Source organism: Amycolatopsis sp. GM8, from assembly GCF_021653975.1.
Classification (GTDB): Bacteria; Actinomycetota; Actinomycetes; order Mycobacteriales; family Pseudonocardiaceae; genus Amycolatopsis_E.
Genome location: NZ_JAJKFK010000001.1, coordinates 712,863 through 736,173 on the forward strand (window position 1 = coordinate 712,863; position 23,311 = coordinate 736,173).

Below are 23,311 nucleotides of genomic sequence, written 5' to 3' on the forward strand. Positions count from 1 at the left end.
CCTGGCGGGGGGGCGGCCGCGCGGTCGTGGGGGGGGGCCGGGGGGGGGGCCCCGCCCCCCCGACACTCGGGACGGCGAGTCGTACGTTCAGGACGGCGAGTCCGACGCTGGTGACCGTGGATTCGGGCGGCTTCGGCTGCTGTCGCGAGCGGGCTCAGGCGCGGCGGGTGCGGCGACGCCGGGCGTGCAGCGCGACCGGCTCCTCTTCGGGCTTGTTCCGGCGTTCTTCGAGGTACGACTGCCGGGTGCGGTCGGTGTGCTCGCGCATGATCTGGGCGGCCCGGTCGGCGTCTCCCCTGGCGATGGCGTCGATCAGCTTTCCGTGCTCCTGCCAGGATTTCTTGCCACGCTGGCGGGCGATCGGCGTGTAGTACCAGCGGACGCGGCGGTCGACCTGGGTGACGAAGTCGAGCAGCACCTGGTTGCCGGACAGCTCGGTGACGACGCGGTGCAGCTCGGCGTTCGCCGCGACCATGCCGTCGATGTCGTCGGAGGCGAGCGCCGCTTCACCGCCCGCGCAGATGTCGCGCAGCCGCTGCACACTCGCCTCGTCGGCGTGCTCGGCGGCGAGGCGGGCGGACTCACTCTCCAAAATGGACCGGACCGCGAGCAGCTGGTCGACCTCGGAGTCGGCGGGGGCGTGCACGAACGCGCCGTAGCCGGGGCGGAGGTCGACCCAGCCCTCGGAGTTCAGCAGCTGCAACGCTTCGCGGATCGGCTGGCGGGACACGCCGAGCATCTCGGCGAGCTCGCTCTCCACGAGATGCTGGCCGGGCGCGAGCTGGCGGGAAATGATCAGCTCCTGCATCGCCTGGTACACCCGTTCACGCAAAGGCACGGGCCGGTCGATCCGGCGCGCCGCCATCCCCTGCGGCAACTCACTCGGCGGCATGCGAACTCCCAGCATTTGGTCGACTGGCTACAGCATACAATGGACTGGTTCTTTCCTTCCCCGTGAGCTGCAGCACTCGCCAGAGTGATGCGGGGCGTGGGGGGTACAAGTGGCCACCAGGGCGCTCAGCGTTGCGGACCATGCCAGGCGACCACCCGGACCCCTAGCGTTGCGACCGCAGGTTGTGCGGCCACGCCAGGCGACCACGTGGTCCGCGGCGACGTCAGGTGGCCGCAGCGTCCTGCGGCGACACCAGGTGGCCGAGGAGTCCCCAGTCACGCCAAGGTGCGGCGGTGCCAGGTGGTCATGTTCGGTAGCCGCGCCGCTCGACCGCAGAGTCCACTGCCGGGGGCCATTCCCGCGAACCCTGGCGGTGACGGCAGGCCGCCCAGCTGCGCAAACCTCACCGTCGGACCCTTCTCTTCATACTGCATACAGTCTACAATATCCCCATGGACTTGTATGAGTTTCAAGCGCGAAATCTCTTCGCCGCTCATGGTGTGCCGGTTCTGCCCGGCGCTGTTGCGAGTTCCCCGGAAGAGGCGTTGGCCGCCGCCGAGCAGATCGGTGGGCAGGTTGTCGTCAAGGCCCAGGTGAAGACTGGGGGTCGGGGTAAGGCCGGTGGTGTGAAGCTGGCGAAGGATCCCGCCGAGGCCAGGGAGAAGGCGGAAGCCATCCTGGGTTTGGATATCAAGGGTCATGTCACGCACCGCGTGTTGGTGACGGAGGCCTCGGATATCGCGGAGGAGTACTACTTCTCCTTCTTGCTGGACCGCACGAATCGCACGTTCCTGGCGATGGCGTCGGCTGAGGGTGGGATGGAGATCGAGCAGCTCGCCGTCGAGCGGCCCGACGCGCTCGCGCGGATCGCCGTCGACCCGATCGCCGGGGTCGACAAGCCCAAGGCGATCGAGATCCTGACCGCGGGGAAGTTCCCGGAGGTGATCCTGGAGCAGGCCGCGGACGCGGTCGTCAAGCTGTGGGAGACCTTCGTCGCCGAAGACGCCACCTTGGTGGAGGTCAACCCCCTGGTGCGTGACCCGCAGGACCACATTGTGGCTCTGGATGGCAAGGTCACCCTGGATGAGAACGCCTCCTTCCGCCACCCTCAGCATGAGGAACTCGTGGACAAGGACGCGGAGGATCCGCTGGAGGCGAAGGCGAAGGCGAAGAACCTCAACTACGTCAAGCTCGATGGTGAGGTCGGCATCATCGGTAACGGCGCCGGCCTGGTCATGTCCACCCTGGACGTGGTCGCCTACGCCGGAGAGAAGCACGGCGGGGTGAAGCCCGCGAACTTCCTCGACATCGGCGGTGGTGCCTCCGCCGAGGTGATGGCCGCCGGCCTGGACGTGATTTTGAACGACCCGGCCGTCAAGTCGGTGTTCGTGAACGTGTTCGGGGGGATCACCGCGTGTGACGCGGTCGCCAACGGCATCGTCGAAGCGTTGAAAATCCTCGGTGACGAAGCCTCCAAACCCCTCGTCGTCCGCCTCGACGGCAACAACGTCGAGGAAGGCCGCCGGATCTTGGATGAGGCGAATCACCCGTTGGTGACGCAGGTGGACACGATGGATAACGCGGCGGACAAGGCCGCCGAGCTCGCGGCGGCAGGAGCCTGAACCATGTCGATCTTCCTGAATGCAGACTCCAAGATCATTGTGCAGGGTATTACCGGGTCCGAGGGCACCAAACACGCGACCAAGATGCTCGCCGCCGGTTCGACCATTGTGGGTGGGGTGAACGCCCGCAAAGCCGGGCAGAAGGTCACCATCGGTGGGAAGGACCTCACCGTGTTCGGCACGGTGGAGGAGGCCATCAAGGACACCGGCGCTGATGTGTCGGTGATTTTTGTGCCGCCGCGCTTCGCGAAAGACGCGGTGATCGAGGCCATCGACGCCGAAATCCCGCTCGCCGTGGTGATCACCGAAGGCATCCCGGTGCACGACTCCGCCTACTTCTGGGCGCACGCCGTCGCCACCGGGAACAAGACCCGGATCATCGGCCCGAACTGCCCCGGCGTCATCTCCCCCGGCAAGTCCAACGCCGGCATCATCCCGGCGAACATCACCGGCCCCGGCAAAATCGGGCTCGTGTCGAAGTCGGGGACTCTCACGTATCAGATGATGTATGAGTTGCGGGATATCGGGTTCTCGACCGCGGTCGGGATCGGCGGTGACCCGATCATCGGCACCACCCACATCGACGCCCTCGAAGCCTTCCAGGCCGACCCCGACACCGAGGTCATCGTCATGATCGGCGAAATCGGCGGCGACGCCGAAGAACGCGCCGCCGCCTACATCCAAGCCAACGTCACCAAACCCGTCGTCGGCTACGTCGCCGGATTCACCGCACCCGAAGGCAAAACCATGGGCCACGCCGGCGCCATCGTCTCCGGCTCCGCCGGCACCGCCCAAGCCAAAAAACAAGCCCTCGAAGCCGCTGGAGTCAAAGTCGGCAAGACGCCATCCGAAACCGCCGCACTCGCCCGGGAAGCGTTTCAGGCGTAGAGATCCCGCAACAGTGCCGCCTCAGCGGTGTGGTGGATCAGCTCGTCGACGATGTGCAGGGCGAAGGACCGCCGGGTCGCGTCACCGTAGCGCCCGGCGGGCCGCCCGATCGGCGCCCCAAAATCTTCCTCGGTCATCGACGCCAGATAGCCCCGCCACACCGCGAATGCCGACTCCACCGCGGCCAAAGCCGTTGCGGCATCGGACATTTCAGGCACCGGAACCAAAGACGGCGGCAAACCGAGCCAGCGGGCGTTGCGCTCCTCCCGCAGCAACTCGGCAATGTGCGCGAGCCGCCAACGCAGCGTGAGCCGGTCGTCAGCGGTGGGCTGCCAGCGCCACTCGTCGTCGGTCAGCCCCGCCATCCGCGCCCGGAACCGCTGCCAGCAGTAGTTGAATAGTTCGAGAATATCGTCGCGCGAACTCACCCGCGCCAGAGTGCCAGAACCGGCCGCCCCGGCTGCCGCAACGCTCCGACCAGCACGGCCGCGACCACACCGAGCACAGCCGTCACCACGAAACCCGTGGGACCGGCGACATACGCGGCGAGCAGCACACCGAGCAACCCACCCACAGCCTTGGCGCCGTAGAAGAGCCCGAAGTTCGACAGCCCGAGCCGTTCCCCGAAATGCCCTTCGACGACGCCCGGCAGTAACGCATAGCAAGCACCACACGCGGCCCCGGCCAGGCACGCCCCGACGAGTGTGAACGGCCCGATCACAAGTAGCTGCACCAAACCGGCCACCACCAACGCTCCACAAAGGACAACTCGACGGCCGAACCGGGCCCCTGCCCAGCCGACGCCGGCACGGCCGATCCCGCTCGCGCCCGCGAACAACGCCGCCGCCAGCAGACCCTTGAACGCCGACAGATAGGCGATGTCGAACAACAACACCGCGGCGGCACACGCGACCGCGAAGTACAGCGGGCGCGACTCCGGGCACCGCACGACCTCCGCGACCGAGTACTGCCTGATCGCCGGGCGGTTCCGCCGCAGGCTCGGGTTGACCGTCTTGTCCAGCGCCCACCGGCGCGGGTCGACGTGCTGGGGCCACCAGTCTTCCGGCGGGTTGCGCAGCACCAGCGCAGCCGCCCCGGCGAGCACCAGCACCACCGCCGCCGCGGGCCCGGAACCCAGCAGCATGAACGGAATCGCCCCGTACGCGAACGCCCCGCTCGTCAGCGCGACGCGCGACGAGCGCTCCGGATACCAGCGCGCGACCACGTTGACGCACGTGCCGTAGACGAGTCCCGCGCCGATCCCGCCCAGCATCGCATGGCTGACGAGCACGACCGCGAAGTCACCTGACCCGGCCAGCGCGACGAACCCCGACGCACAAAGCACCGCGCCCACTGCCAGCGCCACGGCCGGCCGCAACCGCGCCGCCGGGTACACGCTCGCGCTCTGACACACCGTCCACAGCGCGAGCACCCAGCAGCCCTGCGCCCAGGTCCAGCCTCGTTCGGCGACGAGCGCCGGCAACAGCGCGCCGTACCCGTACTGACCGACCCCGGCCGCGAGCATCGCCGCCCAGGCCGCGCCGAGCATCCAGCCGCGGGGCCTGCCGAGCAGCGCCCGGTCGCTCTCACCGATCCGGTAGCGCCTGCCGTAGAAGTCGCGAATCACTCCGGCTTTCTGCATACAGTATGTAGTATCCGCTGCAGATCACGTCCTGGTCGCGCGGAGGACTCGAAAGGGTGTACGCGTCACAGGCCCGCTTCGTAGGCTCGAACCATGACCGACGTCGACAAAGCGATCGCGGCCCTATCCCTTCCCGCGAAGGTTCGCCTGCTGACCGGTGCGGCGATGTTCAGCCTCCATCCCGACCAGACGATCGGCCTTTCCGCGCTGGTGCTCTCGGACGGACCGACAGGCGTCCGCGGCCCGGAGTTCACCGGCGGCGCGATTGCCTGCCTGCTGCCGAACGCGACGCTGATCGCCCAGCACTGGGACACCGCGACCGCCGCCGAAGCCGGTGCCCTGCTCGCCGAGGAGGCCACGGCGCAGGGCGTGCACGTCGTGCTCGGCCCGACGGTCAACCTGCACCGCAGCCCGCTCGGCGGCCGCCTGTTCGAGGCGTTCAGCGAGGACCCGCTGCTCACTGGCGCGCTCGCCGTGGCCTACGTGAAAGCGTTACAGGACAAGGGAATCGGTGCGACACCCAAGCATTTCCTGGCCAACGAGTCGGAGACCGAGCGGACGACGGTGAACTCGGTGGTCGACGAGCGCACGCTGCGCGAGGTGTACCTGCTGCCGTTCGAGATGGCGGTCCAGGACGCACATCCGTGGGCGATCATGGCTTCCTACAACAGGATCAACGGGGTCACGGCGACCGAGCACCGCGAGTTGATCGAGGATCTCCTCAAGGGCGAGTGGGGCTACGACGGTCTGGTGATGTCCGACTGGTTCGCCACCACCTCGACCGCGGCGAGCGCCAACGGCGGGCTCGATCTCGTAATGCCCGGGCCGGACGGGCCGTGGGGCGGCAAGCTGGTCGCGGCGGTCGAGGCCGGCGAGGTCGAGGAGTCCACTGTGGACGAGCACCTGCGAAGGTTGCTTCAGCTGGCGGACCGGGCGGGCGCGTTCGGCGAACAGCACGTCCGGACTGACCTCCCCGCGCCGGACAGTCCCCAGCGCCGCGAGCAGTTGCGGCGGATGGCGGCGCGGGGCATGACCGTCCTGGTCAACCGCGACTCGACGCTTCCCCTTGCGGGACAACGCATTGTGGTCGTCGGCCGGCATGCGCTGGAGACCATCGGACAGGGTGGCGGGTCCGCCCGCGTGCGGCCGCCGCATATCGTCACCATCGCGGAAGCGTTGGACGCCACCGTCGTCGACGGTGTCGAGGTGCGAACCGAACCGCTGCCGGCCGCGCCCGACGTGCTGCGCGATCCGGAGACCGGTGCGTTCGGCATCCGGGTGACCGCGCGGGACGAGGCCGGGGCTGTGCTCGAGTCCCGCGTCACCGACATCGCCGAGGTCACCGCGGGCGACGGCGGCTGGTTCGACCACGCCGCATCGATCGAGCTGTCCGCGGAAATCGTTGCCACACAACCGTTGGAGGCTGGACTGCGCGGCACGGGTGAGTGGACCTTCGAGGCCGGTGACCAGCGAGAAACGGTCCACCTCGCGGAACCGCCGGAACTCGGCGGCGCCGTCCTCAAGCCGCCCAGCTGGACGTTCGGGCAACTGGAGCCGGGAACCCAATTCAAGGCGATCACCACCGGTCAGCCGGGTATGCGCAGGCTCGGCCTGATCGCGCGGCGCCCGCCGCGGTCGGACACCGACGGCATCGCGGAAGCCACCGCAGCAGCCCACGACGCCGATGTCGCGGTGGTCGTCGTCGGGCTGACGCAGGAGCAGGAAACGGAAGGGACGGACAAAACCACGCTCGCGTTGCCGGGCGGGCAGGACGCGCTCGTGAGCGCCGTCGCGTCCGTCGCGAAACGGACCGTCGTCGTGGTCAACGCGGCGACGCCCGTGCTGATGCCGTGGCTGGACGAAGTCGACGCCGTGCTGTGGGCGGGTTTGCCGGGCCAGGAGGCCGGGGCCGCGGTGGCGGCCGCGCTCACCGGCGAGATCGAGCCGGCCGGGCGGCTCGTCACGACGTTCCCACGGCGGGACGGCGACGGCCCGGCCTGGTCCACCACCCCGGTCAACGGCGAACTTCCTTACACAGAAGGGACTTCGGTCGGCTACCGGGGTTGGACGAGCGAGCCGCTCTTCTGGTTCGGGCACGGACTCGGCTACACGGAATGGACCTACGGCGCCGCGCGCGTGGAGGCCGACGACGCGATCCGATCGGTGCACGTCGAACTGGCGAACACCGGCGACCGCGCCGGACGCGAGGTCGTGCAGGTCTACCTGCGGCCCGAGCACGAGCCGGTGCGGCTCATCGGCTGGGCCGGGGTCGAGCTGGACGCGGGCGCGCGCACCGAGGTCGAGGTGCCGTGTGATGCGCGAACGCAACGCCGGTGGGACAACGGTTCCTGGCGGCCGCTGACCGGCCAGGTACTGATCGCCCGCGGCCTCGGCGACCTCCGGATCACCGTGCGCTAGTCGTGCTCGTCGCCCAGGACGGTGTGTTCGAGGTCGAGCATCCGCTGGATCCGGCGGCGGGTGTGGTCGGTGATCTCCCCCGACTCGAACAGCCGCGCCAGTTCGGCCGCCTCCACCGCGAGCAGCTCGCGGCGCAGCCGGCGGTACGCCTGCGCGGTCGTCAGGGTGGTCATCTCGTCCGGCTCGTCCTCCGCGATCCGCTGCATCCGCGCCTTCCAGGTGTCGCGCAGCTGCTCGACCAGGAAGTCCGGCGCCGACTCGCTTTCGGTCAGCGCGTCGAGATGCTCCAGGCCCGCCTTCGCGAGCCGCAGCCGCGCCGCGCTGTGCTCCTGGCGGACGTGTTCCGTGGTGAGCCCGACGCCGGTCCGGCGCACGAGCGGTTCGAGCGTGAAACCCTGGACGACCAGCGTGATCACGATGACCGCGGTCGTGAGCAGCAGCACCAGCTCGCGGTATTCCGGTGGTGACGTCAGCGGGATCGACAGCGCGGCGGCCAGCGGCACCACGCCGCGGGCGCCCGCCCACGACACGACCGCGGGCACCTGCCACGTCGGCCGCTTACTCCGGCGCCGCTGCTGGATCGCGGACAGCGGGAACACCCACAGCACGCGGACGACGAGCAGCGTCGCGGCGATCAGCAACGCCTGCAGCGGCCACGGTGTCGTCGTCGACAGGGCACGCACGAGCTCCGGCAGCTGCAGGCCGATCAGCCCGAACACCACGCTTTCCAGCAGGAACACAACCGTGCCGTAGACGGCGCCGAGCTGGATCCGGATTCGCGCGCTGGTCACCTTGCTCGCCTGGGTGCCGAGGATGACGCTGGCGACGACGACCGCCGTCACGCCGGAACCGCCGACCGCCTCGGCGAGCACGTACGCGGCGTACGGCGTGACCAGCGAGATGATCGTCTCCAGCACGGGATCCTCGGTGTGCCGCCGGACGAGGTACGCGCCCGCGGCGACGAGACCACCGACAGCGAGACCGCCGACGACGAGCGTCCCGAACTCGGCGGCCGTGTGCCCCCACGAGACCGCGCCCGCGGCGATGCCGACGGACAGCGCGACGCGGAACAGCAGGAGGCTCGTCGCGTCGTTGAACAGGCTTTCGGCCTGCACGAGCGCTTGGACCCGGGGCGGCAGCGAGAGCCGCCGGCCGAGCGCGGTCACGGCGACCGGGTCGGTGCTGGCCAGGACGGCCCCCAGCACGAACCCCATGCCGAGCGGCAACGGCGTGACCGCCGCGGCGACGACGGCGACGGCCGCGGCGGAGGCGATGACCAGCCCGAACGCGAGGACGCTGACCGGCCGCCACACGGCGCGCAGGTCACGCCACGGCAACTCCTCCCCCGCCGCGAACAGCAACGGCGGCAGCACGACGAGGCTCACGATGTCGGGGCTGACGGTGATGTCCGGGACGCCCGGCAGCAGCCCGGCCACGACGCCGGCCACCACCAGCAGGGACGGTGCGGGGACCCGCAACCGCCCGGCGAACGCGGCCACCACGGTGGCGAGCACGACAAGAGCGAGGACGATTTCGACGCTGCGCATTTCCCGAGCAGATTACAGGCAGGGGTCGAAACCGCGCGGTAGATCAGGGCAGCCGGAAGTAGACCATCGGGTTGTCCCGCCCGGTGTGCACCGGGGCGGCGAGGCCGAGTTCGCGGCGGACTTCGGCCAGCTCAGCGGCCACGTCGACCGCTCTCACAGGCGCGGGTGTGAAATACGGGGTGCCGGTGGACTCCAGCCAGCGCACGAGCTCGGCGCCCTCGGTCAACGGCAGCGGTTTGGCGCGGTGGAACACGTCGTGCACGCTCACCGGCGTGCCGGGACGCAGGCGCGGGAAGACGTCGCCGAGATACCAGCGGGCGAAGCGGGCCCGGTGGTCCGCGTCGATGAACAGGTAGTCGAGTTCGGTCATCCAGTCCGTGGTCAGCGTGCGCGCGTCGCCCTGGCGGAACTCCCAACGGCCGGTCGCGAGCGGTCGCGGAACCGTCCAGGCGGCCGTGTCGAGGAGGTCCAGCGTGATCAGCCGGCCGTCGCCGTTGTCCGCGAGGGCGTGCAGGATCCAGCAGGTGGACCAGCCGTGCAGCGAGCCGATCTCGACGACCTTCGCCGGCCGGAAGTACCGGAGCAGCAGGTAGGTGATCTCGGCTTCGACGTCGTCGAGCTGGGTCTTCATCGCGGGCCGGTGCCGCCGGAGTGCCCGCTGGCTCTCGCGCACGGCGTGCAGCGCGCCGGCGTGTTCCCGGTACAGCCCGCGGATCAGGCCGAGGTCGATGGCCGGAGTGGTCCTGGCTTGGTTATCCATAATGGACACCAAGCTAGAATTCCTTGGCACTGACCGGAATCCGGTTGTCCCCGCGGTTGTGGTAGGGAAAACCCCGCCGGCCGGGGTCAGGTGCGGGAGAAGGCTGTGCGCATCCAGTTGGCGGCCAGCAGGATGATCGCGACCAGCGCGATGATCATGCCGATGCCCGGACCGCTGCCCGCGGCGTTGTTCGCGCCGGAGGACTGCTGCGACCACACCGCGAGCAGGCCGTCGACCGAGGAGAACCAGCCGCCGATCGCGCACACCCAGGTCAGCCACCAGCGCCGGGTGCCCAGCGCGAGCACCGAGCACAGCACGCCGATCCCGGTCGACGTGATCGCGAACAGCTGCGGAATCGTCCCGCCGTCGCCGAAGAGCACCTGCCAGCCGGCGTGGTCACCGACCCACGGCAGCAGCTGCCCGACGATCAGGATGAACACCAGCACGGAGATGATGAACCCGCGCCGCCCCAGTTCGACCGTGCGGGAGACCTTGTGGCCGATCGCGTCGACGTCCTCGGCCAGCCGCTCGACTTCGTTCTCGCTCATGCGCGCCCACCCGTCGCCCGACCGCCGCCCCTCATGGAGGCGCTTCGCACCACTGTATTTCCGGTCACCGTCGCCGGGGCGCCGAACGAGGGCAGCCCCAGGCTCACCCCGTCGGTCTTCGGCCGCAGCCCGGCCTCCACGTTGTCGCCCGCCCGCGTTCGCCGGTGGGTCAGCACATCCCCGTCCGCAACCAGGTGGTGCGGCGCGCCGTAGGTGATCACGGTCTCCACCACGTCACCCGGGCGCACGGCACGGTCCACCGCGGGCCCGGCCGGGGTGAAGTGGACGAGCCTGCCGTCGCGGGCGCGGCCGCTCATCCGGTGCGTCTCGGCGTCCTTGCGGCCCTCGCCGGTCGCGACCAGCAGCTCCACCTTGCGCCCGACGAGCTTCTTGTTCTCCTGCCAGGAGATCTCGTTCTGCAGCTCGACCAGCCGGTCGTAGCGCTCCTGCACGACCTGCTTCGGCAGCTGGCCCGGCATGTCCGCGGCAGGGGTGCCGGGGCGCTTCGAGTACTGGAACGTGAAGGCGCTCGAAAACCGGGCCTGCCGCACGACGTCCAGGGTCGCTTCGAAGTCCTCGTCGGTCTCGCCGGGGAAACCGACGATGATGTCCGTGGTGATCGCCGCGTCGGGCATCACGGCGCGCACTTTGTCCAAAATGGAGAGGTAGCGGCTGGACCGGTAGGAACGCCGCATTTCCTTCAGCACCCGGTCCGAGCCGGACTGCAGCGGCATGTGCAGCTGGTGGCAAACGTTCGAGGTCTCGGCCATCGCGTCGATCACGTCGTCGGTGAACGCCGCGGGGTGCGGCGAGGTGAAGCGGACACGCTCGAGCCCGTCGATGCCGCCGGTGGCGCGCAGGAGCTTCGAGAACGCCTGGCGGTCACCGAACTCGACGCCGTAGGAGTTGACGTTCTGGCCGAGCAGCGTCACTTCGAGCACGCCCTCCGCGACGAGCGCCTCGACCTCCGCGAGCACCTCGCCCGGTCGGCGGTCACGTTCCTTGCCGCGCAACGAAGGCACGATGCAGAAGGTGCAGGTGTTGTTACAGCCCACGGAAACCGACACCCAGCCGGCGTAGGCGGAGTCACGGCGGGCGGGCAGCGTCGAGGGGAACGTTTCGAGCGATTCGAGGATCTCGACCTCGGCCTCGGCGTTGTGCCGGGCGCGTTCGAGCAGCACCGGCAGGGCGCCGAGGTTGTGGGTGCCGAACACGACGTCGACCCACGGCGCGCGCTTGACGATCTCGCCGCGGTCCTTCTGCGCGAGGCAGCCGCCCACGGCGATCTGCATGTCCGGGTTGGCGTCCTTGGCCGGGCGCAGGTGGCCGAGGGTGCCGTACAGCTTGTTGTCCGCGTTCTCCCGGACCGCGCAGGTGTTGAACACGACGAGGTCCGGCGCGCCACCATCGGGGGCCGGCACATAACCGGCTTCCTCCAGCTGCCCGGCAAGGCGCTCGGAGTCGTGCACGTTCATCTGGCACCCGAACGTGCGTATTTGGTAGGTTTTGCCGACCTCTGCCGTAGTCATCGCCTACCAGGGTAAACCTGGGCCGTTCGCGCCTTCACAGACCCAGATGCACGCGCAGCGCGTGGTCCAGTTTCACCATCACCGAAGCCGGCACCTGACCCGCCCGGCGGCCGATCCGCTCCACCGACACCGACCGCACCTGTTCGGCCTGTGCCTTCGAGTCCACCTTCAGCCCGCACTCCGCCGCCCGCAGCAGCACCTGGAACGGATACACCCGCGCGACGTTCGAGGTGACCGGCACGACGGTCACCACCCCACGGCCCAGCCGGGTGGCGACCCCGTTGGCCCCGTCATTACTGACGATCACCGCGGGGCGCGTCTTGCTCGACTCGGCGCCACGGACCGGTTCCAGGTCGACGAGCCGGATCTCACCACGCCGCATCAGTGAGCCAGGCCGTCACCGGTCACGACGTCCCACACCGCACTGTCGACTTCCCATTCTTCCCACGCCGCCTCGTAGGCGTTCTCCAGCTGCGAGGCGCGCAGCAGGTCGATCGCGCGGTGGAGCACGGCCGAGCGGGACCCGGTCTGCGTCTGCGCCGCGTACTCGTCCAGAAAGGCGACGTCTTCCTCACCTAGACTCACACTCAGCTTCATGTCTATCATACTACCCCCAGTAGCATCAGTCTTCCTACCCTGATACTACCGCGGCCGCCCGACCAGCGCAGGTGTTGATCTCGTGACTAAGGTGCACCCGGTACCTAGATGACGCGTAGGTTGCGTTTAGTCCGATTCACGGGCGCCTACCGCCGCTTCGGTGTTAGATCGCCGGATGAGCCGGGGTTTATGGAGGGATCGATGACCGCAGCGACGCCGCCGATGATCAAGGCGGCCGGCGTGAACAAGTTCTTCGGCGAACTGCACGTGCTGAAGGACATCAACCTGGAGGTTCCGCGCGGCCAGGTCGTGGTGGTGCTCGGCCCCTCCGGCTCCGGCAAGTCGACGCTGTGCCGTGCCATCAACCGCCTCGAACCGATCAACTCCGGGGAGATCGCGGTCGACGGCAAGCCGCTGCCCGCCGAGGGCAAGGCGCTCGCGGCCCTGCGGGCCGACGTGGGGATGGTCTTCCAGTCGTTCAACCTGTTCGCGCACAAGAGCATCGTCGACAACGTGATGCTGGCGCCGCAGAAGGTGCGCAAGGTCCCCGCGGCCGAGGCTCGCAAGACCGCGATGGAGTTGCTGGAGCGGGTCGGCATCACCAACCAGGCCGACAAGTACCCGGCCCAGCTCTCCGGTGGCCAGCAGCAGCGTGCCGCGATCGCCCGCGCGCTCGCGATGAAGCCGAAGGTGATGCTCTTCGACGAGCCCACCTCGGCACTGGACCCGGAGATGGTCCAGGAGGTGCTCGACACGATGACCGGCCTGGCCAAGGACGGCATGACGATGCTCGTCGTCACGCACGAGATGGGCTTCGCCCGCCGCGCGGCGCACCGGGTGGTGTTCATGTCCGACGGCGAAATCGTCGAAGACGCCAAGCCCGACGAGTTCTTCACCGAGCCCAAATCCGACCGGGCGAAGGACTTCCTCGGCAAGATCCTGACCCACTAACCGATATCGAAGGGACCCGAACGAACCATGTGGAGTCGAATTCTGCGCGCCGGCGCGGCGGTCGCGGCGCTCAGCCTCGCACTGACCGCGTGTGGTGGCGGCGGGGGCAGCAGCAGCTCCGCGAACCTGGCCGACAAAGCGAAGAACGACAAGAAGCTGACCATCGGCATCAAGTTCGACCAGCCCGGCCTCGGCCTCAAACAGCCCAACGGCACCTATGCCGGCTTCGACGTCGACGTCGCGAAGTACATCGCCAAGCAACTCGGCGTCGACGAGAGCGGCATCACCTGGAAGGAAGCCCAGTCCGCCCAGCGTGAGGACCTGATCAAGAAGGGTGAGGTCGACTTCATCGTCGCCACCTACTCGATCACCGACAAGCGCAAGAACGAGGTCTCCTTCGGCGGCCCGTACTTCATCGCGCACCAGGACCTGCTGGTCCGCTCCGACGACACCTCGATCACCGGGCCGGAGTCGCTGACGGGCAACAAGAAGCTCTGCTCGGTCAAGGGATCCACGCCGGCGCAGAACGTGAAGGACAAGTACGCCAAGGAAGTGCAGCTCCTGGAGCGTGCCACGTACAGCCAGTGCATCACCTCCCTGCTCAACGGTGAGGTGGACGCGGTCACCACGGACGACATCATCCTGGCGGGCTACGCGCTGCAGCAGCCCGACAAGCTCAAGGTCGTCGGCAAGGGCTTCAGTGACGAGAACTACGGTGTCGGCCTGAAGAAGGACGACACCCAGGGCCGCACCGCCATCAACGACGCCATCCAGAAGATGGAACAGGACGGCACCTGGGCCGCGTCGCTCAAGACCAACCTGGGACAGGCGAAATACTCGCTCCCGACCACCCCGCCGGCCATCGCTCCCTGACGAGGAGCCGGCTGAACACGGAGACGGTGCGTCGCCCCCGACCGGCGGCGCACCGTTCCGCTACCTAGGGCAGGATTGGACACGGTGTTCGATTTCCTCAACAACCCCGACTACGACCTGGTCGGCGCCTTCTGGACGACCATCCAGCTCACGTTCTGGTCCGCGATCGGATCACTGATCTGGGGTACGTTGCTCGCCGGTATGCGGGTGAGCCCGGTGCCGCTGATGCGCGCGTTCGGCACCACCTACGTGAACATCTTCCGGAACACTCCGCTGACGGTCGTCATTCTGTTCACGTCGCTGGGCCTTTCCTCGACGCTCGGTATACAGCTCGCGTCGTCCAGCTCACCGACGTCGTTGGCGGACAACTCGTTCCGCCTCGCGATCCTCGGTTTCATCGTGTACACCTCGACCTTCGTCTGTGAATCGCTCCGGGCGGGGATCAACACCGTTCCCGTCGGCCAGGCCGAAGCCGCCCGCGCGCTCGGCCTGTCGTTCACGCAGGTGCTGCGGCTCATCGTGCTGCCGCAGGCATTCCGCTCGGTGATCGCACCGCTGGCCAACGTGCTGATCGCGTTGCTGAAGAACACCACCGTCGCCGCCGTGATCGGGGTCGGCGAGGCCGCGCTGCTGATGTCCACCATGATCGAGAACGAGTCGGACAGCCTGTTCCTCGTGTTCGCCCTCTTCGCGGTCATCTTCGCCGCGCTGGTCCTTCCGCTCGGCCTGCTGCTCGGCTGGGTCGCCAAGAAAGTCGAGGTCAAGCGGTGAGCACGTCCTCCGTCCTGTACGACGCCCCCGGGCCGAAGGCGAAGGCCCGCAACGTCCTCTACAGCATCCTGTTCGTCATCGCCCTGCTGGCGGTGGCGTACTTCGTCTACGCGGGGTTCGACAAGAAGGGGCAGTGGGCGCCCGCGCTCTGGAAGCCCTTCATCGAAGGCTCGACCTGGACGCAGTTCCTGTTGCCCGGTCTGCTCAAGACCATCGAGGCCGCGGCGCTGGCGATCGTGATCGCCTTGCCGGTCGGCGCCCTGCTCGGGATCGGCCGGCTGTCCGAGCACCGGTGGATCCGGGTGCCGGCGAGCACGATCGTCGAGTTCTTCCGCGCGATTCCCGTGCTGATGCTGATGGTCTTCGCCGCGGAGCTGTACGCGTACTACACCGACATCAGCTCCGACACCCGGCCGCTGTTCGCGGCCGTCACCGGTCTGGTCCTCTACAACGGCTCCGTGCTGGCCGAGGTGTTCCGCTCCGGGATCCTCGCGCTGCCGAAGGGACAGAACGAGGCCGCCTCCGCGCTCGGCCTGCGCAAGACACAGGTGATGACCAGCATCCTGCTGCCGCAGGCGGTGACCCTCATGCTGCCCGCCATCGTCAGCCAGCTGGTGGTCGTGCTGAAGGACACCGCGCTCGCCGGCCAGCTGACGATCGGTTATACGGAGCTGATCCGCACTTCCGGCACGATCACCGCCAACTTCAGCAACACGATCCCGACGCTGATCGTCGTCGCGATCCTCTACATCGTGCTGAACCTGATCCTGACGTCGTTCGCGTCGTGGCTCGAAGCCCGGCTTTCCCGCCGGCGCAAGTCACCGAAGGAAACGCCGCGCGGCGCCCAGGCGCCCGAGCCGGTGCACATCGCCACCGACCTCGACGTGGGCCGGGCCGTCTGATACCTGGCGGCTTCCGGCTCATTCCGGCGGATCGTAGACGACGTCCTGCTCGGTGGACATGATCGCCTTGTCGAGGCTGGCGTTGAAGGTGACCGGGACCTTCACGTGCTTCGCGACATGGGGCACCGGATTCGGCAGGTCGACATACGTCACCGGGAACCGGCAAGAACTCGATGCTTCGTTTTCATGTGGTCCGGACCTTTCAGCTCCAGCAGACGACCCCGGAGTACTGGGTGAGCACGGCACCACCGCCCGGATCACCGCTCAGCCCCGTGTAGTAGGCCTTCGCCGATGCGCAGTACTGGCTGAATCCCGTTGCGGGTGCGCTGGCCTGCGCGATCCGGCGCCGGATACCCTTCGAGGCGGCCGGAGCAGTTCCCCTTGCCGAACGGCGTGTCCGTGCCGGCATACGCCATTTCCCTTGTGATTACAGGAAATCCGAGTGGCACAAGTCACCCACACGTGCCCACCCCGGTCGGGACCGGCCATTGTGTACGGTGCGGTCAGTCGGCGCAGAGCCAGTCGAGGACGACGGCGGCGGTCCAGGACTGGTCCGTGCTGCCCAGCGGCTCACCGGTGAACGGCTCGAAGTACTCGCCGAACGAGCCGTCCTCGGTCAGCCGGATCCCGCCCTCACGCAGTTTCCGCGCCCGTTCGTGCCAGCCGCGCCGTTCGAAGGCCCAGGTGAACAACCAGACCACGACCGGCCATTGTGGACCACGCCAGTACTGCCGGGGGGTGAAACCGGGCCGCATCGGGGAAACCGAGGGTGGCACGGGCGCGAGCAGGCCGGGATGCCCGCACCAGCGATCACTGTCCAAAAGAGACAGTAGCCGTAACTGCACGTCGTCCGGCGCGCCACCGCACAGCAGCGGCGAGAACCCGGCGATGGTCTGCGTATCGAGCCAGCGGCTGGTGCGCAGGTCGCGGTCGCGCGCCATCCCCGAGACCGAGTGGCAGCTGGCCGCGACCGCCGTCCTGGCCTTGGCGGCCCAGTCCGTGAGGTCTTCGAGCTGCTCCCGTTCCTGCCCGAATTCCTTGCCCAGCTCGACCAGAACGTCACAGGACATCGCGAACAGTGCGGTGATGAACACGTCGCCGACCAGGAAGCTCGAGTTCTCGACCACCTTGCGCTGGTCGTAACCGGCGCGGCGCATCTCCTCGATCAGCCACAGGTAACGGTCGTACTCACGGTCCGTCGGCCGCTCACTCGCGTCACCCACGATCCGGACGTCCTTGCGCACATACGGCGGCAGCGCGGCGCCGGGCTGCACCGCGTCGTAGGGCACGTCCCAGCGCGGCGAGTTGTCCATGCCGGACTCCCACCCGTGCACGATCGCGACGAGGCCGCTCGACCCCGGCGTGCGGTACTCGACGAGCCAGCGATGCCAGGCGTAGAGCGAAGGCCAGATCCGCCGCGCGAAGCGCTCCGCGTCGATGCGGTCGTCCGGCCCCGAGAGACGGGCGATTTCGAGCACTCGCTGGACCGCGATCGCGTGCACCGGCGGCTGGCAGATCCCGGACGTGCGCACGTTCCGCGGTCCGTCCGGCGCCTCGTCGGTGCCCCACCGGTCGGGACCGGGGAAGTACGCGTCGTTCTCGGTGAACACGATGTGCGGCACCATGCCGTTGCGCCACTGCGCGGCGAAGAGCGTGTCCAGCTCCGCGATCGCGCGCTGGACGTCGAGCCGGGCGAGGCCGATCGAGATGAACGCGGCGTCCCAGCTCCACATGTGCGGGTACAGCGCGGGCGCGGCTGTGATGACGGAGCCGGTGTCGTTGTCCCGCAACACCCGCGCCGCTCTGGCCGCCAGTGCCGGGTGTGGGTAGCGGACCGGCCGTCTGTCGCCGGCGGCACGGGCCGCGCGCATCTGACTTCTCTCCGCATCCGGGGTTAGACTTTTGTCAGGCAATTGAACGTAAGTGTAGCTGGGAGAGCCTGCACCGTGCGACCGCATCCCACCGGCCCGCCGACCTCGGCCGGGCACATCCTCGCCGTGTTGCGCGCCGAGGGCCCGCTCACCCGCCTCGAGCTGCAGGACCGGATCGGCCTTTCGCGGCCGACCATGGTGGAGCGACTCGACGCGCTGCAACGGTTTCAGCTGATCCGCCAGACCGGGCTGCGGGCCTCCAGCGGCGGCCGCCCGGCGCAGATGCTCGCGGCCAACGACGTGGGCCGTACGGCCCTGGTCGCCGACATCGGGCAACGGCACGCCACGATCGCCGTGGTCGACCTGCGCGGCACCGTGTTCGCGCAGGTCCGCCGCCCGCTACCAGCAGGTCACGAGCCCGGGGAAACGTTTTCCGGGCTGCTGGACACCGGACGCGACCTGCTCGCGCGAACCGGGCGCGCGGACAGCCTGTGCGCGGTCGGGTTGAGCGTGCCCGGGCAGATCGACCACGGCGAGGGCACCACGATCGCGCCGCCGACGATGCCGCACTGGACGGGGGTGCGACTGCGCGAGCGGTTCACCGAGGCCCTGTCGGTGCCGGTGTTCCTGGAGAACGACGCCAACGCGCTCGCCTTTGGCGCCTACTGTGATCTGGGCCGCCCCGACGCCGCGCTGGTTGGGGTGAAAGTCGGCACCGGGATCGGCGCGGGGCTGGTGATTTCGGGCCGGGCGCATCGCGGTGAGACGGCGTCGGCCGGGGAGATCGGGCACATCCGGATCGAGGGCCGTGAGCAGCGCTGCGACTGCGGGCGGCGCGGTTGTGTTTCGGCGATCGCGAGCGGGCAGGCAGTGATCCGGGAGCTGCGGCCGACCGGTGTGCGCACGGCGGAGGACGTCGTGCGCAGGGTGCGCGCGGGGAACGCCGACGCGATCCGGGTGACCGCGGCCGCGGGACGGCTCGTCGGCACGGTGCTCGCCACCGTCGTTACCATCGTCAACCCGCGCTACCTGTGCGTCGGCGGCGCGGTCGGTGTGCTGCCACCGTTCCTGGACGGTCTGCGCGACGTCGTGCTGGCGAACGCGCACACGAGCGCACTGGACGGCGTGCACGTGGGCGCCTGCAAACTGGGCGTCGACACGACGCTCGCCGGCCTGGCCGGCCTCGTCGCGGACGAGATGCTCGCCCCCGCCGCGGTCGACGCCCTGGTGCACGCGTAACCGTGCCGCGCGGTGCTCCGGCACGCCGACATGGACATCGACCGGTGCTTCTACCCGGACACCCCGTTCCACACTTCCGACGCCCAGCCGTAGAACGCCGCGAACGCCGCACATCGTCATGCCGAGCTACACCAATGCCTGGAACTACTCGTCTTCCGGGCTCCGGGGCGGTGGTTCGTGCGGGATGATCTATAACAACAAGGCGGTCACTACAAGGGCCGGCCTTCTTCTACACCGGACGGGTCACCCCCGCCCGGCTCATCGAGTTGGCTGGGAACGGGTAGCTACTTCCGGCCACGCCCGAACAGGTTCGTGCCCAGCCAGACGATCGGGTCGTACTTGCGGTCCGCGACGCGCTCCTTCATCGGGATCAGGGCGTTGTCGGTGATGTGGATGCCCTCCGGGCACACCTCCGTGCAGCATTTGGTGATGTTGCAGTAGCCCAGCCCGTGCTCGTCCTGCGCGGCCTCGCGCCGGTCCGCGACGTCGAGCGGGTGCATCTCCAGCTCCGCGATCCGCATCAGGTACCGCGGCCCGGCGAAGTTCTCCTTGTTCTCTTCGTGATCGCGAACCACGTGACAGGTGTTCTGGCACAGGAAGCATTCGATGCACTTGCGGAACTCCTGCGAGCGCTCGACATCGACCTGCTTCATCCGGTATTCACCGGGCTCCAGCCCCGCCGGCGGCGTGAACGACGGGATCTCGCGCGCCTTGGTGTAGTTGAACGACACGTCCGTCACCAGGTCACGGATCACCGGGAACGTCCGCATCGGGGTCACCGTGATGACCTCGTCCTCGTCGAACACCGACATCCGGGTCATGCACAGCAGCCGCGGCCGCCCGTTGACCTCCGCCGAGCAGGACCCGCACTTGCCGGCCTTGCAGTTCCACCGCACCGCGAGATCCGGCGCCTGGGTGGCCTGCAGCCGGTGGATGATGTCGAGCACGACCTCGCCCTCGTTCACCTCGACCGTGAAGTCCCGCAGCTCGCCGCCTTCGGTGTCCCCGCGCCAGACCCGGAAGCTCGCCTTGTACGTCATGCCGTCCTCCCCGGGTGCCCCGCGAGCTCCCCTTCGGTGTAGTACTTCTCCAGCTCACCGAACTCGAACAGCTCCAGCAGGTCCGGCCGCATCGGCTCCTGGTCCTTCGGCTCGATGGCGACACCGTCCACACCGGACATCGAGCAGACCAGAAGCCTGTTGCGCCAATGGGAGTCCATCTGCGGATGGTCGTCCCGCGTGTGCCCGCCGCGGCTTTCCGTGCGCAGCAAGGCCGCCCGCGCCACACATTCGCTGACCAGCAGCATGTTCCGCAGGTCGAGCGCGAGATGCCAGCCGGGGTTGAACTGCCGGTGCCCTTCGACCCCGACGTTGCCGATACGCGCCTTGAGCTCGCCCAGCTTGACCAGCGCCCGCTCGATCTCCCCCGCCTTGCGGATGATGCCGACCAGATCGTTCATCGTCTGCTGCAGCTCATTGTGCAGGGTGTACGGGTTCTCCTCGACCCCCTGCTCCGGCGGGCCGAACGGCGCCACCGCGGCCCGCGCGGCTTCGTCCACATCGGACTGGGAGATCGCCGGCCTCGCGTCGAGCGATTCCACATAGGACGCCGCGCCGAGACCCGCGCGGCGGCCGAACACCAGCAGGTCCGAGAGCGAGTTGCCGCCCAGCCGGTTCGAACCGTGCATCCCGCCGGAACACTCGCCGGCCGCGAACAGGCCCGGCACCGTGGAGGACGCGGTGTCCGGGTCGACCTCGATCCCGCCCATCACGTAGTGGCAGGTGGGCCCGACCTCCATCGGCTCGGACGTGATGTCCACATCGGCCAGTTCCTTGAACTGGTGGTACATCGACGGCAGCCGCTTGGTGATCTCCTCGGGCTTCAGCCGGCTCGCGATGTCGAGGAACACCCCGCCGTGCGGGGAACCGCGCCCGGCCTTGACCTCCGAGTTGATCGCGCGGGCGACCTCGTCGCGGGGCAACAGGTCCGGCGTGCGCCGGTTGTTCTCCTGGTCGGTGTACCAGCGGTCGGCCTCGTCCTCACTGTCCGCGTACTGCCCCTTGAACACGTCGGGCACGTACTCGAACATGAACCGCTTGCCCTCGGAGTTCTTCAGCACGCCACCGTCGCCGCGCACGCCCTCGGTGACGAGGATGCCCTTCACACTCGGCGGCCAGACCATGCCCGTCGGGTGGAACTGCACGAACTCCATGTTGATCAGCGTCGCGCCCGCGCGCAGGGCGAGCGCGTGCCCGTCGCCGGTGTACTCCCACGAGTTCGACGTGACCTTGAACGACTTGCCGATCCCGCCGGTCGCCAGCACCACCGCCGGCGCCTGGAACAGGATGAACCGGCCGCTCTCCCGCCAGTACCCGAACGCGCCCGCGATCCGGCCGCCCTCGGTGAGCAGCTCGGTGACCGTGCACTCGGCGAAGACCTTCACCTTCGCCTCGTAGTCTCCGTACTTCTCGTAGTCTTCCTGTTGCAGCGAAACGATTTTCTGCTGCATCGTGCGGATCAGCTCGAGCCCGGTGCGGTCCCCGACGTGCGCCAGCCGCGGGTAGGTGTGCCCGCCGAAGTTGCGCTGGTTGATCCGGCCGTCGGGCGTGCGGTCGAACAGCGCGCCGTAGGTTTCCAGCTCCCACGCCCGGTCCGGGGCCTCTCTGGCGTGCAGCTCAGCCATGCGCCAGTTGTTGAGGAACTTGCCACCGCGCATGGTGTCGCGGAAGTGCACCTGCCAGTTGTCGTTGGAGTTCACATTGCCCATCGACGCGGCGAAGCCGCCCTCGGCCATGACCGTGTGTGCCTTGCCGAACAAGGACTTGCACACCACCGCGACGGACAACCCGCGCTGGCGGGCCTCGATGACGGCTCGCAGACCGGCACCACCCGCGCCGATCACCACCACGTCGTAGTCGAGCCGTTCGACCTCTGTCATTCAGCCACCTTTAGTTCACAAAACGAGGATCGGAGAACACGCCACTGGAAACGAGCATCACGTACAGGTCGGTGAGCACCAGCGTGCCGAGCGTGGTCCAGGCGAGCGCCATGTGCCGGTTGTTCAGTTTGGTGACCTGGGTCCACATCCAGTACCGCACCGGATGCCGCGAAAAGTGTTTGAGCCGGCCGCCGGTGATATGCCGGCACGAATGGCAGGAAACCGTGTACGCCCACAGCAGCACGACGTTCCCGACGATGATGATGTTCCCCAGCCCGAAGCCGAACCCGCCGGTACTGCCGTGGAAAGCCACGACGGCGTCATAGGTGTTGAGGACCGACACGATCATCGCGACGTAGAAGAAGTACCGGTGCACGTTCTGCACGATCAGCGGCAGCCGCGTTTCCCCGGTGTATTTCCCGTGCGGTTCCGCGACAGCACACGCCGGCGGGGAGAAATACACCGAACGATAATAGGCCTTGCGATAGTAGTAACAGGTCAGCCGGAATCCGAGCAGAAAGGGCAGCACCAGTGCGCCCAGCGGGATCCAGCTGGGAAAGTCGCCGAACCAGTGGCCAAGATGGCTCGAACCGGGCACGCAGGAAGTCGAGACGCACGGCGAATAGAACGGCGTCAGATAGTGGTATTCGGGCACCCAGTAGGCGGTCCGCACAAAGGCCCGGATCGTCGCGTAGATGACGAACGTCGCCAGGCCCAGTGTGGTCAGCAGCGGGGAGAGCCACCAACGGTCGGTGCGCAGTGTGCGCTCGGCGATGCGGGCCCGGCGTGGGGCCCGCACGCCGCCGCTGACCGCGTTGTCAGCTGGAGCAGTCACCTGTGATAGCCACCAATTCCTTCGTCGTCGGCCCCCTGCCACAGCGAGGGGTCGTAGGGGGCGTCGGGGATCTTGACGACCTCGCCGGGGTCGACCGGCTTGGGCTGCGCCGGGATCGGGCTGTCGAACTCGCCCGCGTCGATGTCGAGCCGTTCCACATCGTTGGCCAGACGGCGCACGGCCGCGGCATCGCCGTAGCGGGACCGCAGCGCGCCCATGCACTGCCGCAGCTGCCCGATCGTCCGGCGAAGTTCCGCGAGTTCGCTGGTGGACATCGCATACCTCCGAGTCATTCCGGCGGCGGAGTCGTCGCTAGCGACTCTGCCGTTCTCCTTGCAATGTGACAAGTAGCACACGGCTGCGACTCATGGTGATCGGTATCACCTTGATCGATGTTCTTAATCGATTTTGTTCTCGGCGGGTCTCGTGATTACTGTGGGAACCGTCACGACCGAACGACGTCAGCGCCGCCGTCGGAGGAGCACCCC

Annotated in this window: 24 protein-coding genes; 8 read left to right on the forward strand and 16 right to left on the reverse strand. The window is 68.3% G+C overall.

The annotated features are described in order from the left end of the window. Window positions 1–154 precede the first annotated feature (154 nt). Window positions 155–892 carry a GntR family transcriptional regulator gene (locus tag LOZ83_RS03430; protein WP_236788682.1) on the reverse strand — a complete coding sequence of 246 codons (738 nt, stop codon included), beginning with the start codon at window positions 890–892 and terminating at the stop codon, window positions 155–157. A gap of 452 nt (window positions 893–1,344) precedes the next feature. Between LOZ83_RS03430 and sucC the strand changes: the two genes are divergently transcribed. Together sucC and sucD are read left to right on the forward strand one after the other, a co-directional pair. Beyond that, the gene (gene sucC, locus LOZ83_RS03435; RefSeq protein WP_236788683.1) at window positions 1,345–2,514 is read left to right on the forward strand and encodes an ADP-forming succinate--CoA ligase subunit beta; all 1,170 of its coding nucleotides are present in this window, start codon (window positions 1,345–1,347) and stop codon (window positions 2,512–2,514) included. A gap of 3 nt (window positions 2,515–2,517) precedes the next feature. Then, a complete protein-coding gene (sucD, locus tag LOZ83_RS03440; protein ID WP_236788684.1) occupies window positions 2,518–3,402 on the forward strand; it encodes a succinate--CoA ligase subunit alpha in 885 nt (294 codons plus the stop codon). On the opposite strand, the gene LOZ83_RS03445 is transcribed toward sucD, so the two are convergent. Both LOZ83_RS03445 and LOZ83_RS03450 read right to left on the reverse strand, forming a co-directional pair. After that, window positions 3,393–3,830 (reverse strand): DinB family protein, encoded by a 438-nt coding sequence (locus LOZ83_RS03445; RefSeq protein ID WP_236788685.1) that lies wholly within the window; start codon window positions 3,828–3,830, stop codon window positions 3,393–3,395. The two genes, sucD and LOZ83_RS03445, sit on opposite strands and share 10 nt — an antisense overlap. Beyond that, complete coding sequence (locus LOZ83_RS03450; protein WP_236788687.1) at window positions 3,827–5,044, reverse strand: MFS transporter; 1,218 nt, start codon at window positions 5,042–5,044, stop codon at window positions 3,827–3,829. Before LOZ83_RS03450 ends, LOZ83_RS03445 begins: the two co-directional genes overlap by 4 nt. A 93-nt stretch (window positions 5,045–5,137) precedes the next feature. Between LOZ83_RS03450 and LOZ83_RS03455 the strand changes: the two genes are divergently transcribed. Next, complete coding sequence (locus LOZ83_RS03455; protein ID WP_236788689.1) at window positions 5,138–7,462, forward strand: glycoside hydrolase family 3 C-terminal domain-containing protein; 2,325 nt, start codon at window positions 5,138–5,140, stop codon at window positions 7,460–7,462. Here the strand turns inward: LOZ83_RS03455 and LOZ83_RS03460 are convergent. The 6 genes from LOZ83_RS03460 to LOZ83_RS03485 form a co-directional block, all read right to left on the reverse strand. Further along, window positions 7,459–9,009 (reverse strand): Na+/H+ antiporter, encoded by a 1,551-nt coding sequence (locus LOZ83_RS03460; RefSeq protein WP_236788690.1) that lies wholly within the window; start codon window positions 9,007–9,009, stop codon window positions 7,459–7,461. The genes LOZ83_RS03455 and LOZ83_RS03460 overlap by 4 nt on opposite strands. 43 nt (window positions 9,010–9,052) lie before the next feature. Further along, window positions 9,053–9,769 carry a class I SAM-dependent methyltransferase gene (locus LOZ83_RS03465; RefSeq protein WP_236789423.1) on the reverse strand — a complete coding sequence of 239 codons (717 nt, stop codon included), beginning with the start codon at window positions 9,767–9,769 and terminating at the stop codon, window positions 9,053–9,055. Window positions 9,770–9,855: 86 nt separating this feature from the next. Then, entirely contained in the window at window positions 9,856–10,317 is a 462-nt protein-coding gene (locus LOZ83_RS03470; protein WP_236788691.1) for a hypothetical protein, read from the reverse strand. Beyond that, complete coding sequence (gene miaB, locus LOZ83_RS03475; protein WP_236788692.1) at window positions 10,314–11,846, reverse strand: tRNA (N6-isopentenyl adenosine(37)-C2)-methylthiotransferase MiaB; 1,533 nt, start codon at window positions 11,844–11,846, stop codon at window positions 10,314–10,316. The genes LOZ83_RS03470 and miaB overlap by 4 nt, the downstream gene beginning before the upstream one ends. A gap of 34 nt (window positions 11,847–11,880) precedes the next feature. Continuing rightward, entirely contained in the window at window positions 11,881–12,228 is a 348-nt protein-coding gene (locus LOZ83_RS03480) for a type II toxin-antitoxin system PemK/MazF family toxin (protein ID WP_304512144.1), read from the reverse strand. Beyond that, entirely contained in the window at window positions 12,228–12,443 is a 216-nt protein-coding gene (locus LOZ83_RS03485; protein WP_236788693.1) for an antitoxin, read from the reverse strand. Before LOZ83_RS03485 ends, LOZ83_RS03480 begins: the two co-directional genes overlap by 1 nt. Window positions 12,444–12,665: 222 nt before the next feature. Between LOZ83_RS03485 and LOZ83_RS03490 the strand changes: the two genes are divergently transcribed. The 4 genes from LOZ83_RS03490 to LOZ83_RS03505 all read left to right on the forward strand — a co-directional run bounded on the left by LOZ83_RS03490 (window position 12,666) and on the right by LOZ83_RS03505 (window position 15,940). Further along, complete coding sequence (locus LOZ83_RS03490) at window positions 12,666–13,394, forward strand: amino acid ABC transporter ATP-binding protein (RefSeq protein WP_236789425.1); 729 nt, start codon at window positions 12,666–12,668, stop codon at window positions 13,392–13,394. Between the two features lie 27 nt (window positions 13,395–13,421). Continuing rightward, complete coding sequence (locus LOZ83_RS03495; protein ID WP_236788694.1) at window positions 13,422–14,267, forward strand: glutamate ABC transporter substrate-binding protein; 846 nt, start codon at window positions 13,422–13,424, stop codon at window positions 14,265–14,267. 75 nt (window positions 14,268–14,342) lie between these two features. Then, the gene (locus LOZ83_RS03500; RefSeq protein ID WP_255823056.1) at window positions 14,343–15,038 is read left to right on the forward strand and encodes an amino acid ABC transporter permease; all 696 of its coding nucleotides are present in this window, start codon (window positions 14,343–14,345) and stop codon (window positions 15,036–15,038) included. Beyond that, window positions 15,035–15,940, forward strand: coding sequence for an amino acid ABC transporter permease (locus LOZ83_RS03505; protein ID WP_236788698.1), 906 nt, complete (start codon window positions 15,035–15,037; stop codon window positions 15,938–15,940). The genes LOZ83_RS03500 and LOZ83_RS03505 overlap by 4 nt, the downstream gene beginning before the upstream one ends. Window positions 15,941–15,958: 18 nt before the next feature. Here the strand turns inward: LOZ83_RS03505 and LOZ83_RS39685 are convergent, their stop codons facing one another. The 3 genes from LOZ83_RS39685 to LOZ83_RS03515 all read right to left on the reverse strand — a co-directional run bounded on the left by LOZ83_RS39685 (window position 15,959) and on the right by LOZ83_RS03515 (window position 17,811). Further along, window positions 15,959–16,093: a hypothetical protein gene (locus LOZ83_RS39685; protein WP_255823057.1), complete on the reverse strand. Its 135-nt coding sequence runs from the start codon at window positions 16,091–16,093 to the stop codon at window positions 15,959–15,961. A 49-nt stretch (window positions 16,094–16,142) separates the two neighbouring features. Beyond that, window positions 16,143–16,349: a hypothetical protein gene (locus tag LOZ83_RS03510; protein ID WP_236788700.1), complete on the reverse strand. Its 207-nt coding sequence runs from the start codon at window positions 16,347–16,349 to the stop codon at window positions 16,143–16,145. A gap of 94 nt (window positions 16,350–16,443) precedes the next feature. After that, the gene (locus tag LOZ83_RS03515; RefSeq protein ID WP_236788702.1) at window positions 16,444–17,811 is read right to left on the reverse strand and encodes a glycogen debranching protein; all 1,368 of its coding nucleotides are present in this window, start codon (window positions 17,809–17,811) and stop codon (window positions 16,444–16,446) included. A gap of 75 nt (window positions 17,812–17,886) precedes the next feature. Here LOZ83_RS03515 and LOZ83_RS03520 point away from each other — a divergent pair, with 75 nt between their 5' ends. Then, entirely contained in the window at window positions 17,887–19,050 is a 1,164-nt protein-coding gene (locus tag LOZ83_RS03520; RefSeq protein ID WP_236788704.1) for an ROK family transcriptional regulator, read from the forward strand. A 284-nt stretch (window positions 19,051–19,334) separates the two neighbouring features. Here LOZ83_RS03520 and LOZ83_RS03525 read toward each other — a convergent pair whose 3' ends face one another. The 4 genes from LOZ83_RS03525 to LOZ83_RS03540 are packed head-to-tail and all read right to left on the reverse strand — an operon-like array spanning window position 19,335 to window position 23,098. Beyond that, on the reverse strand, window positions 19,335–20,090 hold the full coding sequence (locus LOZ83_RS03525) for a succinate dehydrogenase/fumarate reductase iron-sulfur subunit (RefSeq protein WP_236788706.1): 756 nt from the start codon (window positions 20,088–20,090) through the stop codon (window positions 19,335–19,337). After that, window positions 20,087–21,988 (reverse strand): fumarate reductase/succinate dehydrogenase flavoprotein subunit, encoded by a 1,902-nt coding sequence (locus tag LOZ83_RS03530; protein WP_236788710.1) that lies wholly within the window; start codon window positions 21,986–21,988, stop codon window positions 20,087–20,089. The genes LOZ83_RS03525 and LOZ83_RS03530 overlap by 4 nt, the downstream gene beginning before the upstream one ends. 10 nt (window positions 21,989–21,998) lie before the next feature. Further along, a complete protein-coding gene (locus LOZ83_RS03535) occupies window positions 21,999–22,823 on the reverse strand; it encodes a hypothetical protein (RefSeq protein WP_236788711.1) in 825 nt (274 codons plus the stop codon). Continuing rightward, window positions 22,820–23,098, reverse strand: coding sequence for a hypothetical protein (locus LOZ83_RS03540; RefSeq protein ID WP_236788713.1), 279 nt, complete (start codon window positions 23,096–23,098; stop codon window positions 22,820–22,822). Before LOZ83_RS03540 ends, LOZ83_RS03535 begins: the two co-directional genes overlap by 4 nt. Window positions 23,099–23,311: the final 213 nt, after the last annotated feature.

Excerpts from the sequence above, each read along its gene's own strand:
- LOZ83_RS03430 (WP_236788682.1), bottom strand. The coding sequence starts at position 892 with ATGCCGCCGAGTGAGTTGCCGCAGGGGATGGCGGCGCGCCGGATCGAC.
- sucC (WP_236788683.1), top strand. The coding sequence starts at position 1,345 with ATGGACTTGTATGAGTTTCAAGCGCGAAATCTCTTCGCCGCTCATGGT.
- sucD (WP_236788684.1), top strand. The coding sequence starts at position 2,518 with ATGTCGATCTTCCTGAATGCAGACTCCAAGATCATTGTGCAGGGTATT.
- LOZ83_RS03450 (WP_236788687.1), bottom strand. The coding sequence starts at position 5,044 with ATGCAGAAAGCCGGAGTGATTCGCGACTTCTACGGCAGGCGCTACCGG.
- LOZ83_RS03455 (WP_236788689.1), top strand. The coding sequence starts at position 5,138 with ATGACCGACGTCGACAAAGCGATCGCGGCCCTATCCCTTCCCGCGAAG.
- LOZ83_RS03460 (WP_236788690.1), bottom strand. The coding sequence starts at position 9,009 with ATGCGCAGCGTCGAAATCGTCCTCGCTCTTGTCGTGCTCGCCACCGTG.
- LOZ83_RS03465 (WP_236789423.1), bottom strand. The coding sequence starts at position 9,769 with ATGGATAACCAAGCCAGGACCACTCCGGCCATCGACCTCGGCCTGATC.
- LOZ83_RS03470 (WP_236788691.1), bottom strand. The coding sequence starts at position 10,317 with ATGAGCGAGAACGAAGTCGAGCGGCTGGCCGAGGACGTCGACGCGATC.
- miaB (WP_236788692.1), bottom strand. The coding sequence starts at position 11,846 with ATGACTACGGCAGAGGTCGGCAAAACCTACCAAATACGCACGTTCGGG.
- LOZ83_RS03480 (WP_304512144.1), bottom strand. The coding sequence starts at position 12,228 with ATGCGGCGTGGTGAGATCCGGCTCGTCGACCTGGAACCGGTCCGTGGC.
- LOZ83_RS03485 (WP_236788693.1), bottom strand. The coding sequence starts at position 12,443 with ATGAAGCTGAGTGTGAGTCTAGGTGAGGAAGACGTCGCCTTTCTGGAC.
- LOZ83_RS03490 (WP_236789425.1), top strand. The coding sequence starts at position 12,666 with ATGATCAAGGCGGCCGGCGTGAACAAGTTCTTCGGCGAACTGCACGTG.
- LOZ83_RS03495 (WP_236788694.1), top strand. The coding sequence starts at position 13,422 with ATGTGGAGTCGAATTCTGCGCGCCGGCGCGGCGGTCGCGGCGCTCAGC.
- LOZ83_RS03510 (WP_236788700.1), bottom strand. The coding sequence starts at position 16,349 with ATGCCGGCACGGACACGCCGTTCGGCAAGGGGAACTGCTCCGGCCGCC.
- LOZ83_RS03515 (WP_236788702.1), bottom strand. The coding sequence starts at position 17,811 with ATGCGCGCGGCCCGTGCCGCCGGCGACAGACGGCCGGTCCGCTACCCA.
- LOZ83_RS03525 (WP_236788706.1), bottom strand. The coding sequence starts at position 20,090 with ATGACGTACAAGGCGAGCTTCCGGGTCTGGCGCGGGGACACCGAAGGC.
- LOZ83_RS03530 (WP_236788710.1), bottom strand. The coding sequence starts at position 21,988 with ATGACAGAGGTCGAACGGCTCGACTACGACGTGGTGGTGATCGGCGCG.
- LOZ83_RS03540 (WP_236788713.1), bottom strand. The coding sequence starts at position 23,098 with ATGTCCACCAGCGAACTCGCGGAACTTCGCCGGACGATCGGGCAGCTG.